We start from the raw sequence: 13,416 nt of genomic DNA, 5'->3' as shown, positions 1-13,416 counted from the left end.
CCGCCGGCCCCCCTCGCATCAGGTTCGTATTGCAGAACGGGCGATCGTGCGCTCAGGAGAGGGACCAGCCCTTGCGGGGCTCGCGGCGGATGAACGGCTCGGCTTCGGGAGCGTTCGGGGCGTAGACCTTTTCCGAGTCCCACTCGAGCTTTTTGCCGGTGCGATAGGCGACGTTGCCCAGGTGGTTCGCCTCGGTGAGCCAGCCGGCGTACTCGAAGTTGCTCATCGTCGGTGAGCCGGTCTTACAGGCTGCCACCCATTCGGCCCAGTGGCCGATCGACTTGGGGATGAACGGCTCGGGGGGCTTGAAGTCGACGAAGTCTTTCTCAGGGAGGAGCTTGTGCTTGCCGTAGTCGGCCAGGATCATTCCCTTGGAGCCGATGAATAGCATGCCGTTGTCCCACTTGGGGATCCCGCCATCGGTCCAGATCTTCGGCTTGTCCTCGCCCTGATACCAGGTCAAGGCCACGGCGGGCAGGTCGCCGCGAGCGTCATATTCGTATTTGGCGTGCATTGAGGCCGGGGCGATCTCGGGGTGGGGCGGCGGGCCGAACGCTTCGATGGTCCGAGGCGCCTGGAGCTTGAGGGCCCAGAATGGCAGGTCGTTCCAGTGGCTCCCCAAATCGCTCATCGTGCCGTTGCCGAAATCCCACCAGCGATACCACTTGGGCCCGGGGAAATAGGCGTCGGCGAACGGCCGGTTGGGCGCGGGGCCGATCCAGAGGTCCCAGTCCAGGCCGGTCGGGATCTTCGAGGATTCGCGGGGCCGTTCCACGGTCGAGAGCCCGCCGAGATCGAGCGTCTTCGCCTTCTCCGGATCTTGCCAGCCCCAGGCCCGCGAGACCCAGACGTGAACTTCGCTCACCGGGCCGATGGCGTTGGTTTGAACCAGTTCGATGACGCGGCGGAAGTTATCGCTGGCGTGCATCTGGTTGCCCATCTGCGTTGCCACCTTGGCTTTGGCGGCGGCCAGGCGGATGACCCGAGCCTCGGCGATGTTGTACGTCAGCGGCTTTTCGCAGTAAACGTGCTTGCCGAGTTGGAGGGCCGGCAGCGTGGCATAGGCGTGGGTGTGCTCGGCCGTGCTCACGACCACCGCGTCGAAGTCTTTGGCGTGGTCGTAGACTCTGCGGAAATCCGCGAACTTTTTGGCTTTGGGGAAGGTCAGTGCGGCCTTGGCGACCGCCGGCTCATAGACGTCGCAGAGCACCACGATGTTCTCGCCGGAGAACTGGTCGAGGTTGTGGGCCCCTCGGCCGCCGGTGGCGATCATGGCGATGTTGAGCTTCTCGTTCAGGTTCCGGCCCCGAACGACGGCGGGAGCGGCGAACGCCCCGAGCGCCGTGCCTGCCACGACCTGAGCGAACTGGCGGCGTGTGGGCTGAGACTTCGGCTGTTCGGCCGACGAGGAAGAGGTCTGGTCCATTGAGCTGGCTCCAGTTTGACCCGTTCGAACCGCGTGACCCAAAGGGGCGGGCTCCCGCCCCTCTCGCGTCCCACATGATGGACCGCGCCTCGACCGGTCGCAAGCCCTTAGTGCTCGGACCCGCGCGGGACCGCCTTGGCCTGTGACGCACGGGTTCCGTACTCGGAACCCGTGCGGGAACCGCTTGGTCCGTGGCACCCAGACAGAGCCCCCTCGTTTCCCCGGATGTCGGTCATGCCAGGGCTTCTAGCGTCTCCCAACGCTCATAGGCCAGGGCCAGGTCGCGTTCCAGGGTTTCGAGCTGCTCCTTGGCCACGGCGATCTCGCCGCCATCCTTGCGGTAGAAGGCGGGATCGGCCATTGTTTCGTGGAGCGCCCGTTGCGCCTCCTCCAACTGATGGATCCGCTTGGGGAGGTCGTCCAGTTCCCGTCGTTCCTTGCCGTTCAGCTTGCGGGGCCGCTCGGGCGGAGCGTTCTCCTTGGTCGGGGTGGAGCTGGCTCGTTCCTTGGGGTCGGCCGGTTTCTCGGTCGGTCGCTGTCTGAGGTAGTCGTCGTAGCCGCCGTCGTACTCCTTGACCTGGCCGTCGGCCTCGATCGCCAGGGTGCTGGTCACGACGTCGTTGAGGAAGGCCCGGTCGTGGCTCACCATCAGCACTGTCCCTTGATACTCGACGATCAGGCTCTCGAGCAGCTCGAGGGTCTCGATGTCGAGGTCGTTGGTCGGCTCGTCGAGCACGAGCACGTTCGAGGGCTTGGTGAACAGCTTGGCCAGGAGCAGGCGGCTCCGTTCCCCTCCGGAAAGCACCCGGGCCAGGCTTCGCGATCGCTCGGGTGGGAAGAGAAAGTCTTGGAGGTAGCCGATGATGTGCCGGGACTGGCCGTTGATCGTGATCGTGTCGTAGCCGTCGGAGACGTTCTCCTGAACCGTCTTCTCCTCGTCGATCGTGGCTTTCAACTGGTCGAAGTAGGCGACTTCGAGGTTGGTCCCCTGACGGACCGTTCCCGCTTGCGGCTCCGATTGCCCGAGCAGGAGTCGAATGAGCGTCGTCTTGCCCGAGCCGTTGGGGCCGATGATCCCGACCTTATCGCCGCGCATGATGGTGGTCGTCAGGTCGCGGATCACCGTGCGGTCGCCGTAGCCGGCGCTGGCCCCTTTGGCCTCGATCACGAGGCTGCCCGACCGGTCGGCCTCCTGGACCTGCATTTTCGCCGCGCCCGAGCGTTCCCGCCGCCGTTGCCGGGCGTCGCGCATCGCCTTCAAGGCCCGCACTCGTCCTTCGTTCCGGGTCCGCCGCGCCTCGACCCCCTTGCGGATCCAGACTTCCTCCTGGGCGAGCCGCTTGTCGAAGAGGGCATTTTGCTTGCTCTCCGCGTTGAGAACCTCTTCTCTACGCAGGAGGAACGTCGGGTAGTCGCAGGCCCAGTCATGAAGCGCCCCGCGGTCGAGCTCGACGATCCGGGTCGCCAACCGCTCCAGGAACACGCGGTCGTGGGTCACGAAGATCAAGGTGCCGCCGAACCGGAGCAAGAAGTCTTCTACCCAGCGAATCGACTCGATGTCGAGGTGGTTCGTCGGCTCGTCGAGCAGCAGGATATCGGGCTCGGCCACCAGGGCCTTCGCCAGCAAGACCCGGCGCTTCATCCCCGAGGAGAGCGCCTCGAATCGAGCGTCGGGGTCCAGCCCCATCCGCGAGATGATCGTGTCGACCCGATAGTCGACCCCGTGCCCCGGGTCGTCGAGGCCACCGGAAACCTCCTCGGCGACCGTTTTTTCCTTGGCCCGGGGAACTTCCTGCGGGAGCCGCGCAATCCGCAGCCCTTGCTGGCGGATGACCTCTCCCTCGTCCGCTTGCAGTTCTCCCTCGATCACCCGCAGCAGCGTGCTCTTTCCTTCACCGTTGCGTCCGAGCAGACAGAGTCGCTCGCCCCGCTCAACCTGGATGCTGACCTGATCGAGCAGCCGAGGACCACCGAAGGCCAGGCTGACGTCTCGCAAGCTGAGTAATGCCATGGATCCTCTTGCCATCAACGGTCGAGCGACCCTCGTCGGCCTGACTCCGAGATGGGTCGCGCAGATCGGTCGTTAATGGCCAACGTAACAAAGGAAGTGCCCAAAGATCGAGGCGAACTCTTCGGGACACACAAAAAAAGGGGTCGTGGACCCTTGTCTCACCCCTCGGACCTTGACCGGGAATACCTTCTCCAAGGCGAAAATGGTGCTCCTGCAGGGGCCGCACTCGACGGGACCTCGGGACCACTCGGTCGTTGGTCCTCTCGCAGTGGGGGCCGTCCTTACCCTTGGCCCCAGAGCTGACGCTGCCGCCAGAGGATTTCCTTCGAGGCCAGGGCAGACCGCTCGCTGGCCTGGAGGCCGGTTCGAGCAACCTTTCGGATGATGAACGAATCGGTCGGCGTCTCGCAGGGAACAGCCGGTCGGCCTTCCCGGCCGTGAGGGCTCACGCAGGTACTGGTAGGTTTGAGCATCCCCTTGGATCACGCGAGACTTGTCTGCCAAGCGTCGAGAACTTTCTGGATCATCGACTTCCGTATCGATAACGGAGTCCTGCAGATCCTCGACGACGTGCCCCTCAGTATTTCGTAAACAATGACATGTGGGCGGGGCATGGCACCAGTATAATCAATATAGTTGAAATGGAAGAAGATTTTGCCTCGCTGGTCTGACGAGGGGCGTTGAGGGCGAACCCGGAGCCTCGCGACCGATCGTCGCGTTGGGGAAGAGGAAATCGATTCCGAATATCCCGGATTGCGATTTCGACGGATACGAAAAGACGAAGCGAAGTCGTACGCCCTCTGAGGGAACAGGCGGTGGCACCTTTCATCGGCAGGTCGGTTCGACGATGGGTCGTGCGAGACCCGGAAGGGATCTGCTGGCTTTGGCCCCCGAGGCGAAATTGTGTGACCAGCACGAACTGTTTCGGGCGACTCAGGACCTCGGTCTGGTCCCGGGGAATGACAAGGATATGTAAGATTTGCCATTCGGAACCGAAGGCAGGTGCCATGTGACCGCGGAACACGTTCGGCTTGAGGAGGCCAACGAGCGGAAGGTCCCCTGGAAGGCGTGGGGGCCGTATCTTAGCGAGCGGCAGTGGGGGACCGTGCGCGAAGACTACAGCGAGAGCGGCGACGCCTGGAACGACTTCACCCACGACCAGGCCCGCTCGCGTGCCTATCGCTGGGGGGAAGACGGCTTGGCGGGGATCTCCGACGATCAGCAGCGGCTCTGCTTCGCGCTGGCCCTCTGGAACGGGAAGGATCCGATTCTCAAGGAACGCCTGTTCGGCCTGACCAATAGCGAGAGCAATCACGGAGAGGACGTCAAGGAGTACTACTTCTACCTCGACAATACTCCGACCCATTCGTACATGAAATATCTCTATAAGTACCCGCAGGGGACGTTTCCCTACGGCGACCTTGTCGAGACCGGGCACCGCCGGGGTCGGGATGAGTTCGAGTACGAGCTGCTCGACACGGGCGTGTTCGATGAGGATCGCTACTGGGATGTGTTCGTGGAGTATGCCAAGGCGTCTCCGCAGGACATTTTGGTCGCGATCAGCGTGTACAACCGCGGCCCGGAGCCGGCCCTCCTGCACGTACTGCCCACCCTCTGGTTCCGGAACCAGTGGTCCTGGCATGATCGCCCCGACCGCCCGCGCCTCCAGCAGGTTGCCGGCACCGGCGCAAGCATCATCCGGGCCGTCGACAGCAAGCTGGGGGAACGATACCTCCATTGCGAGGGGGATGTCCCCCTGCTTTTCACCGAGAACGAAACGAACACACAGCGGATCTTCGGTGTCGCGAACCGGAACCCGTACGTCAAGGACAGCATCGATCAGTGCGTCGTCCACGGCCTCGACGGTGCCGTGAATCCGGAGAAGACCGGGACCAAGGCGGCGGCCCATTATCGCCTGACGGTCGGCCCCGGCGAATGCCGGGTGATCCGGCTCCGGCTGTCCGACGTCGCGCCCTCGGCCGTGCCCCAGGGCAACGGCGACGGCCCGTTCGGCGATCGCTTCGATGCGATCATTCGGACGAGGCACGCCGAGGCGGACGAGTTCTACGCCGCCCTGATTCCTCGCTCATTGGACGCCGACGCTGCCAACGTGATGCGCCAGGCGCTGGCGGGGATGCTGTGGTCCAAGCAGTTCTACCATTACGACGTCGACAAGTGGCTCGAGGAACGCGGGTCCGACCCATTCCAGGCAACGCGGAAGGCCTCCCCGCGCAACGAACACTGGCATCATATGTATAATGGCGACATTATCTCGATGCCGGACAAGTGGGAGTACCCCTGGTACGCCGCGTGGGACCTCGCCTTCCACGTCCTCGCGCTGACGCTCGTCGACCCGGACTTCGGCAAGCAGCAACTGAAGCTGATGCTGCACGAGCGGTACATCCACCCGAACGGCCAGATCCCGGCCTACGAGTGGAACTTCGGCGATGTCAACCCGCCGGTGCACGCCTGGTCCACCATCTTCACCTACCGTCTCGAAGCGGCACAACGCGGGGAGGGAGACAAGGATTGGCTCAAGAGCAGCTTTCAGAAGCTGCTGCTGAACTTCACCTGGTGGGTCAACCGCAAGGATCGGACGGGGCGAAACGTCTTCGAGGGGGGCTTCCTGGGCCTCGACAACATCGGGGTCTTCGACCGCAATGCGCCGTTGCCGACCGGTGGGTGTCTCGAACAGGCGGACGGTACCGCCTGGATGGCCTTGTACTGCCAGAACATGCTCGAGATCTCCGTCGAACTGGCGAAGACGGATCCGGACTATGGGGAGATGGCACTCAAGTTCGTCGAGCATTTTCTGTGGATCGCCTCGTCGATGGCGCACCTGGGTGAGGACACGGGGATGTGGGATGAGGAGGACGGCTTCTTCTACGACGTCCTTCGGCTGCCCGACGGCCAGGCACGGCGACTGAAGGTCCGGTCCATGGTCGGCCTCCTCCCACTCTGCGCCGCCACGACGATGGAGGGGGAGTTACTGGCCAGGTATCCCGAGCTCGGGGAGCGGTTCCAGTGGTTCCTCGAGTCCCGGCCCGAGCTCTATGCTGCGATCCACGATCCGACGAAGCCCGGCGTCGCGGGGCGACGGCTCGGGTCCATTCTGGACGAGGTGAAGCTCCGCCGGGTCCTGTCGAAGATGCTCGACGAGAAGGAGTTCTTGAGCCTGTACGGGATCCGCTCCCTGTCACGCTATCACGCCGACCATCCCTATGTGATCTCCGCGGGGGGGCAGGATTACAAAGTGGCCTACCTCCCTGCCGAGTCCGACACTGGCATGTTCGGGGGCAACTCGAACTGGCGCGGCCCGATCTGGATGCCGGTGAACGCCCTGATCATCCGCGCCTTGCTGCACTATTACCTCTACTATGGCGACGGATTCACCGTCGAATGTCCCACCGGATCCGGTCGCCGGATGACCTTGTATCAGGTGGCCGAGGAGCTCTCCCGGCGCCTGTCCGCCCTCTACCTGAGGGGCCCGGACGGCCGCCGTCCGGTCTACGGCGGTTCGCGGAAGTTCCAGGAGGACCCGCACTGGCGTGATTATCTGCTGTTCTACGAGTACTTCCACGGCGACAATGGGGCCGGGCTCGGGGCGAGCCACCAGACCGGCTGGACCGGGGTCCTCGCTCGCCTCATGCACCTCTTCGCGACCCTTACACCCGAAGAGGCCCTGGCAGGCGGCAAGGCCTCCTATTTCAAGATGACCGCGACTGAGCGAAACGGCCCGAGGGCGCACGCCCCCAAGGTCGGCGGGTGATCAATTAGTATAGACGTGAAGAAATGAAAATATTCTGATGAAAAAGGTCCAGGGTTCGTCCCGGTCCGGCCCGTCCCCCGCGATCGAGAGTATCCCGTCCACGGGGACCGATCACTCACTGGCGGAACTCCGTCAAATGGACAAACGCCTCCGAGAGAACGGCCCATTCGCTACGAACGCATGATGCGGAGTCCCTTCACCTGGTATCGCGGCGCGGTGCTCAACATGGCTGCGGACCCGGCAACCACGCCGGTGTCCGGTCCGCTCCGCCGATCAGAGCGAGCGCGATGACGAGGGGGCCACAGGGCCGGTTTGATGAAGCGCACGGCCTATTCAGGGCCTGAGTATTCAATCAAAGAATAAGGATAAAGCGATGGGTGACGCCCTCATCAAGCTGCTGAACGTCATCGCCCTCATGGCGATGATGTTGTCGATCGGGCTGACGGTGAAGTACGAGCAAGTGGTGGCCTCGATCAGGCAGACCCGTCTGGTCGCACTGGCGCTCTTGGCCAATTTCGTGCTGATACCTTTGATCACAGTCGGTCTGCTCGCCGGCTTTCAGGCCCAGCCTTTGGTCTCGGCGGGATTTCTCATCCTTGCCGTTTGCCCCGGCGCACCCGTCGGACCACCCTTGGCCGCTATCGCCAAGGGGAACGTCGCGGTCGCAACCGGCCTGATGGTCATCCTGGCGGCCTTGTCCGCGGTACTCTCCCCGGCACTACTGAGCATTCTCCTGGCCCGGATTTCGCCCGAGGGCAACCTCCACGCCGACTATCTGGCGATCGTCCAGAGCTTGCTGATCACCCAATTGCTGCCCCTGGGCTTGGGGCTGGCGATCCACCACTGGGCACCCTGGTTCACACGAGGGGTCGTCAAACCGATTGGCATCCTGGCGAATGTTTTGCTTCTTGGCCTGGTCGGACTGATTGTGGCCGTCCAGCATGAAACCTTGGCGGCCATCCGGTTCCGCGGTTGGGCGGGGATGATCCTTCTCCTGCTCGCTAGCCTGGGAATCGGCTGGGGCTGTGGGGGGCGCGATCTCTCCAATCGGAAAGCTTTGGCCACGACCACTGCAACTCGCAACCTGGCCGTGGGACTGGTGATCGCCGGCGGCAACTTCGCGGGCACTCCGGCTGTCACCGCCGTGGTTGCCTACGGGCTCGTCTCCATTGTCGGCGCATTGGGTTGTGCCCTGCTGCTCGGTAGGTACGTCGCTATCGAACCCAAAAATGCCCATATCAGGCCATAAAGCCGGATCGCCGCGAACGGATCCTGGTTGTGGTGATTCCTGAAGCTGAAACCAATAAATTGTCAGGGTTTGATCATTCCGCAAATAGTCTGAGGCGGAGCGAGAAAAACATGGACCGCGGCGGCCCGATCGATCTCTTCACGATCTGGGAAGTCTTCCTGGCCACCGTGGCGGTGGTTCTGCTCTCGATCGAGGGGGGATTCCGTCTTGGGCAGTATCGGCGTCGGCGTTCGGAATCGGAGGATCGGCCGCCGGTCGGCGAGATGGTGGCGGCCACTCTCGCGTTACTCGCGTTCCTGCTCGCATTCACGTTCGGCCTGGCCGCTTCGCGCTTTGATGTGCGACGGGGGCTGGTCATTGATGAGGCAAATGCGATTGGCACGACCTACTTGCGTGCGGCGTTGCTCCCCGAGCCCCATCGAACGGAGGTCCGAGCCCTCCTCGGCGAATACGTGGACGTGCGTCTGCAGGCCGTCGAGACGGGGAAGCTGGCCCGGAGCATCCGCCGATCCGAGGAGTTGCACGCTCGGCTCTGGGCTCATGCGGTCGCCGTTGGAGAGAAAGACCCCCGCTCGATCGTCGTGGGCTTGTTCATCGGGTCGCTGAACGAAGTGATCGACCTCCACACCAAGCGCCTCTCACTCGGGGTGGGGAATCGGATCCCCGGGACCATTTGGGCGGCGCTCTATTTCGTGGCGATTCTTGGCACCTCGGTGATGGGATACCATTCCGGGTTGGCCGCCGCAGGGAGGTCGCTGGCGATGCTCGCGCTTGTTCTTGCCTTCTCGGCGGTCATGACGTTGATCGCCGACCTTGACCGCCCCCAGGAAGGGATGCTTCGAGTGAGTCAACAAGCGATGACGGATCTCCGCCATTCGTTCACGGAGAAGCGTCCATGAACCGGGGAGCGCCCTGGGCACGTCTTCCGTCTCGGGCGAATTCCGACCGGGACACCCACCGATGGCGGGTCCCCGAAGACAGATCCCCACCCCCCTGGTCGTCGATAATGGCCATGGGGCCATTCCATTCGACCAGGTCCTGGTTGGGGGGGGCCGCCATTCCGGATCCGACGTCCGCAACGAATCGGCCCGGGTCTCCCGGCGGTACGGCTTGCCTTGGCAAGAATCGCGAGGAGGGCTTCGGCACGTTCCTACTCGATCCCGTAGGACCGAGGCGCCTGCCGCCACGATTCCATGGCTTCGCCTGTGACCGGATCCCGGTCGGGGATCGGCAAGGTCGCGATCCGCAAGATCGCGTCCCGGGTTTCCGCCGCGGACGCCTGGTCGTCGCGGACCAGATCCCAACTGCGGCCTTCGGGGTAGCCTCCGACAATGAACAGATCGCTCGACTCGCCGATCTGGATGTGCGACACGCCGGCGGCCATCACGAGGACATCGCCCGCCGAGAGCCTCACTTCAGGGCCGCCTTCACCGCCGAGCCGCAGGTCCGAGTACCCACGCGCGAAGCCAAGCACCTCGTGCGTGGTCGAATGATAATGATAGTAGTTGTAAACCGCGGGCTCACGCCAGTTATTCAGCCAGTTGTTCCGCCTGAAGGTGGCTTCGATCACGTCGGTAAGGTCGACGCCAGGATCGGCCTTGATCGCGGCCCGGTAAATGAGCACGGGAAAGCGACTGTTGGGCGCGTTCCCATTGGGCTTCAACTCCAGCGTTTCGAGACGGGGACCGCCTTCAGCCATGACTTTGCCTCATTGAGCGTCGGGAGAAAACGGCTCATTCTAGGTCTGGGCTTCGCTCATGCAACCAAAATCGGTTCCCGATTCCCGGGGGTCGAGATTGACGGCGATTGAGGGTATGCGTGTTTTTATGACTGCCGATGTTTTTGATGCGTGTGTGGGTTAGGTTTGTTGGGCTGAGGGCATCGACTCGCCCAGGCAAGGGCAAGGCGTTCAGGACGGGGTGCGTCCGACGCGCAGGTGGAGTTTCCATTGCACGGCACGTCTCGCGCGTCGGCCGCGTCTCCAGGTCGCGGCGATGCGCTTCAACTGGGCGGAGACGAACTCGACGGCCTCCGGGTCGTCTTCGGAGTCGGTGATCGCCTGCCAGGTGCGCAGGTGGCCGATCAAGGAGTCCAGGGACCAGGTCTCCTCGGCCACGAACTCGGGGGCGCGGAGCTCGAGGAACGGGAACCGGAGGTGGAGGTAGCTGTCGTCGAGCTCGCGGCGGTCGGGGGGCCAGTAGGAGGCCAAACACGGGGCGTCGTAGAGTTCGTTGATCATCCTGTCGAGCTGGCCCTGGTCGACGACCGGGAGGTCGTGGCACCAGACCGCGAGGACACCGCCGGGAACGAGGACGCGCCTGGCTTCGGCATAGAACGAATCGAGGTCGAAGCAGTGAACCGCCTGGGCCGCCGTCAGTAAGTCGACCGAAGCATCGTCGAGACCGCTCCGCTCGGCGGGCTCGCGACGAAACTCGACGCCCGGGTAGGGGTCGACGATCGCGATCTGCTTGTCTGACGCGTCGGTTGCGATCACCTGGCCAAAGTGGGCGGCCAGTCCCCGGGCGGCCTGGCCACCACTGCCGGTGCCGCAGTCCCAGGCCCGCTCCTTGCGGGCGGCCAGGGACGCGAGATAACGGAACAGGGATTCGGGATACCTTGGGCTGTACTGCTTATACCGAGCGGCAACCACCCCGAAGAACTCGTCTGCGTCACGGTGCGGCATTCCACGGAACTCACAACGGGGCTTGGATCCGGCGCTAAGCGTGGTCTGAACTATCTCCGACCTGGCCCGAGACTGCAACCCTTTTGGCGGATCCTTTACCCCTCTCTTGCCCGTCACGAAGGGGCCGGCTAGTGTCGTCTCTCGCGGTCACAGGCCTTCACGAATCCCAAGGCGACGGGACGACCCCAACCTCATGGCCACGATCCAAAGCGATCTTCCGTTCAATCCCTCGCCGGGCGATGTCGGGAGCCGAGGGAGCGGGCTTGAACTCTTGCGGGCGGTCGTCCTCGGCGCGATGGCCGGCGGCCTGGGGTGGGGGATTCGCGGGCAGTACGGCCATGAGACCGGCGCGATGATCGCCGGGGTCCTGATCGGGTTCGTGCTGGTGCTTCTGTTCATTCCCCGCGCGACCTCGCTCCAGGGGGCTCGGGCGGTGGCGCTGACTGCCGTCGGCATTGCCTTCGGGGGGTCGATGACGTACGGCCAGACCGTCGGACTGACTCACAACCCGTTCTTCGTCGGCAACTGGGCGGCGCTGCGCTGGGGGATGCTCGGGCTCTTCCTCAAAGGGGGAATCTGGTTTGGGTTCGCCGGCGCCTTCCTCGGCATCGGGCTGAGTGGGAAGCGGTGGCGCCCGTGTGAGATGCTGAGATTACTGGTGGCGATGATGGGCCTGATTCTCGTGGGCGTGCGGGTCTTGAACCGGCCGTTCGACCCCGCGCACCGGATCTTGCCGCCCCTCTATTTCTCGTTCGACTGGTACTGGCAGCCGAACGCAGGGGCGGAGCTGAAGCCGAGGCCGGAAGTCTGGGGTGGCTTGCTGTTCGCCCTGGCCGGGCTGACCGCCTATGCCCAGTGGGTCCGCCGCGACCGGCTCGCGCGCAACCTGACCGCCGTCGGCTTCCTCGCGGGGGGGCTTGGGTTCAGTCTCGGCCAGTGCATCCAGGCATTCCATGGATGGAATCGAGAAATGTTCCAATCAGGCGTCTTGCAGACGGTGGAGACGTACACCAACTGGTGGAACATGATGGAGACCACCTTCGGAGCGATCGGCGGCGGCGGGCTCGCGCTCGGCCTCTGGTGGAACCGTCGGCTGATTTTGGAAGAGGCCTCGGGGGATCAGGTGTCAATCTCGCCCCCTTGGGAGTTCGTGATGGTGGCCGCCCACCTGATCCTGCTCGTCGGGGCGGAGTTCCACCTGATTCCAGGCCTGGATTATTTTCTGGCGTTCGGCCCGTGCATGGCGGTAGTGGCCCTCCCCGGAATCGTGGGCGGGCGGTACTGGCCCTCCCTCTTTGCGCTCCCGATCGTGGCCGTGCCGATCGCAGGCAAGACACTGCTGGCACTCTCCTACAAGGAGCAGGTGGTTTCACGCCCGCTCGGCTGGGGCCTTCTCGTGGCGTTACCGCTTGGCCTGACGCTGTGGGTGGCGTTCTGGCTGGTTCGGAGGGGAAGGGCAGGGCAGTCGGCCGCGCGATCCGCGGCTACGGGCTTGCTGCTGACCACCTGGCTCTATTTCGCGCTGAACTTCGCGTTTTTCCGGTGGCCCTGGCCTTGGGCCGAGTGGACCATGCGCACGCCCAACGCGCTCATTTTTGCGGTCTGCGCAGTCGGTCTGACCACTGCGGCGGTGGCGCTGAGATCGTCCGGAGACGGGGGGCAAGCGGAGGAGTCTCCCGGCGAATCCCCTACGGGCGTGCCGCCGGGGTGACACCCAAGCGGTCATCGATTCGGCGCTGGCAGGAGGTCAATGCCGGAATGGTCCGCCCGGACGCGCAGGCGAATACAGCGGATACCGTTGTTTTTCGCATCCTCGGTCCGGTGGCTGCCGGTCGCGATAGACGTGATGAAGAGCGACCCGTCGGGGAGTCCCATCGCCTTGCCGTAACCGGCGGACGCATGCCAGTAGCCCGCGTTGAAGCCGACGAGCCACACGCCATTTTTGAGCCGGATCGGCGACTCCCAGCCCACGAAACCGCCGTAACCGGGGAAGTGATCGGGCTGATTGACTCCCACCCCGACGATGATTCCACGGCAGTCTTCGGGTTTCCGCTTGGAATCGCCGTTTTCGATGACTTTGACCCGAGGATGCGGGGCTCGCTCCTGTTCGCGGGAGTTTGACGGTGGTGGCTCGCCTTGCGCCAGGGCAGCAAGGTCACCCAGGAACGAGATCGAGACGATGACTGTAAAAAATATCAAGGTTCGTGGACGAGGTGATAAATAAATTATCGTTATGCGATAATGGCTTGATGTTGTTGCTGCGTTTGAGGGGGCGACG

At 63.8% G+C, this 13,416-nt stretch carries 10 protein-coding genes and 1 pseudogene; 5 read left to right on the top strand and 6 right to left on the bottom strand.

Translation table 11 applies throughout. The features are described from left to right. Positions 1-52 precede the first annotated feature (52 nt). The 3 genes from BUS42_RS15275 to BUS42_RS15265 form a co-directional block, all read right to left on the bottom strand. Positions 53-1,426 carry a Gfo/Idh/MocA family protein gene (locus BUS42_RS15275; protein WP_074307646.1) on the bottom strand — a complete coding sequence of 458 codons (1,374 nt, stop codon included), beginning with the start codon at positions 1,424-1,426 and terminating at the stop codon, positions 53-55. 232 nt (positions 1,427-1,658) lie between these two features. Beyond that, positions 1,659-3,437, bottom strand: a complete 1,779-nt coding sequence (locus BUS42_RS15270) for an ATP-binding cassette domain-containing protein (RefSeq protein ID WP_074307645.1) — start codon at positions 3,435-3,437, stop codon at positions 1,659-1,661. A gap of 281 nt (positions 3,438-3,718) precedes the next feature. Further along, complete coding sequence (locus BUS42_RS15265) at positions 3,719-3,910, bottom strand: hypothetical protein (RefSeq protein ID WP_074307644.1); 192 nt, start codon at positions 3,908-3,910, stop codon at positions 3,719-3,721. Positions 3,911-4,416: 506 nt separating this feature from the next. On the opposite strand from BUS42_RS15265, the gene BUS42_RS15255 reads away from it, so the two are divergent. The 4 genes and pseudogenes from BUS42_RS15255 to BUS42_RS15240 all read left to right on the top strand — a co-directional run bounded on the left by BUS42_RS15255 (position 4,417) and on the right by BUS42_RS15240 (position 9,354). Beyond that, positions 4,417-7,206, top strand: a complete 2,790-nt coding sequence (locus BUS42_RS15255) for an MGH1-like glycoside hydrolase domain-containing protein (protein ID WP_254053531.1) — start codon at positions 4,417-4,419, stop codon at positions 7,204-7,206. 162 nt (positions 7,207-7,368) lie between these two features. Continuing rightward, positions 7,369-7,497 (top strand): annotated as a pseudogene (locus BUS42_RS46470) (DUF2252 family protein); the annotation flags it as partial. 82 nt (positions 7,498-7,579) lie between these two features. Continuing rightward, positions 7,580-8,455 carry a bile acid:sodium symporter family protein gene (locus BUS42_RS15245; RefSeq protein ID WP_074307642.1) on the top strand — a complete coding sequence of 292 codons (876 nt, stop codon included), beginning with the start codon at positions 7,580-7,582 and terminating at the stop codon, positions 8,453-8,455. Between the two features lie 110 nt (positions 8,456-8,565). After that, positions 8,566-9,354, top strand: coding sequence for a bestrophin-like domain (locus BUS42_RS15240; RefSeq protein WP_074307641.1), 789 nt, complete (start codon positions 8,566-8,568; stop codon positions 9,352-9,354). Positions 9,355-9,605: 251 nt separating this feature from the next. Here the strand turns inward: BUS42_RS15240 and BUS42_RS15235 are convergent, their stop codons facing one another. Then, positions 9,606-10,154 (bottom strand): hypothetical protein, encoded by a 549-nt coding sequence (locus BUS42_RS15235; protein ID WP_074307640.1) that lies wholly within the window; start codon positions 10,152-10,154, stop codon positions 9,606-9,608. A gap of 210 nt (positions 10,155-10,364) precedes the next feature. Further along, complete coding sequence (locus BUS42_RS15230) at positions 10,365-11,138, bottom strand: class I SAM-dependent methyltransferase (RefSeq protein WP_074307639.1); 774 nt, start codon at positions 11,136-11,138, stop codon at positions 10,365-10,367. A 193-nt stretch (positions 11,139-11,331) separates the two neighbouring features. On the opposite strand from BUS42_RS15230, the gene BUS42_RS15225 reads away from it, so the two are divergent. Then, on the top strand, positions 11,332-12,849 hold the full coding sequence (locus tag BUS42_RS15225) for a hypothetical protein (protein WP_254053530.1): 1,518 nt from the start codon (positions 11,332-11,334) through the stop codon (positions 12,847-12,849). Between the two features lie 11 nt (positions 12,850-12,860). Here the strand turns inward: BUS42_RS15225 and BUS42_RS15220 are convergent, their stop codons facing one another. Further along, positions 12,861-13,337, bottom strand: coding sequence for a hypothetical protein (locus BUS42_RS15220; protein ID WP_074307638.1), 477 nt, complete (start codon positions 13,335-13,337; stop codon positions 12,861-12,863). Positions 13,338-13,416 lie beyond the last annotated feature (79 nt).

The organism is Singulisphaera sp. GP187 (assembly GCF_900129635.1).
In the GTDB taxonomy this organism is placed as follows: Bacteria; Planctomycetota; Planctomycetia; order Isosphaerales; family Isosphaeraceae; genus Singulisphaera.
The sequence above is the reverse complement of the archived record's forward strand: the minus strand, read 5'-3'. Positions and strand labels throughout refer to the sequence as shown.

Bases quoted from the DNA above. Each gene is read 5' to 3' on its own strand.
- BUS42_RS15275 (WP_074307646.1), bottom strand. From the start codon at position 1,426: ATGGACCAGACCTCTTCCTCGTCGGCCGAACAGCCGAAGTCTCAGCCC.
- BUS42_RS15270 (WP_074307645.1), bottom strand. From the start codon at position 3,437: ATGGCATTACTCAGCTTGCGAGACGTCAGCCTGGCCTTCGGTGGTCCT.
- BUS42_RS15265 (WP_074307644.1), bottom strand. From the start codon at position 3,910: ATGCTCAAACCTACCAGTACCTGCGTGAGCCCTCACGGCCGGGAAGGC.
- BUS42_RS15245 (WP_074307642.1), top strand. From the start codon at position 7,580: ATGGGTGACGCCCTCATCAAGCTGCTGAACGTCATCGCCCTCATGGCG.
- BUS42_RS15240 (WP_074307641.1), top strand. From the start codon at position 8,566: ATGGACCGCGGCGGCCCGATCGATCTCTTCACGATCTGGGAAGTCTTC.
- BUS42_RS15235 (WP_074307640.1), bottom strand. From the start codon at position 10,154: ATGGCTGAAGGCGGTCCCCGTCTCGAAACGCTGGAGTTGAAGCCCAAT.
- BUS42_RS15230 (WP_074307639.1), bottom strand. From the start codon at position 11,138: ATGCCGCACCGTGACGCAGACGAGTTCTTCGGGGTGGTTGCCGCTCGG.
- BUS42_RS15225 (WP_254053530.1), top strand. From the start codon at position 11,332: ATGGCCACGATCCAAAGCGATCTTCCGTTCAATCCCTCGCCGGGCGAT.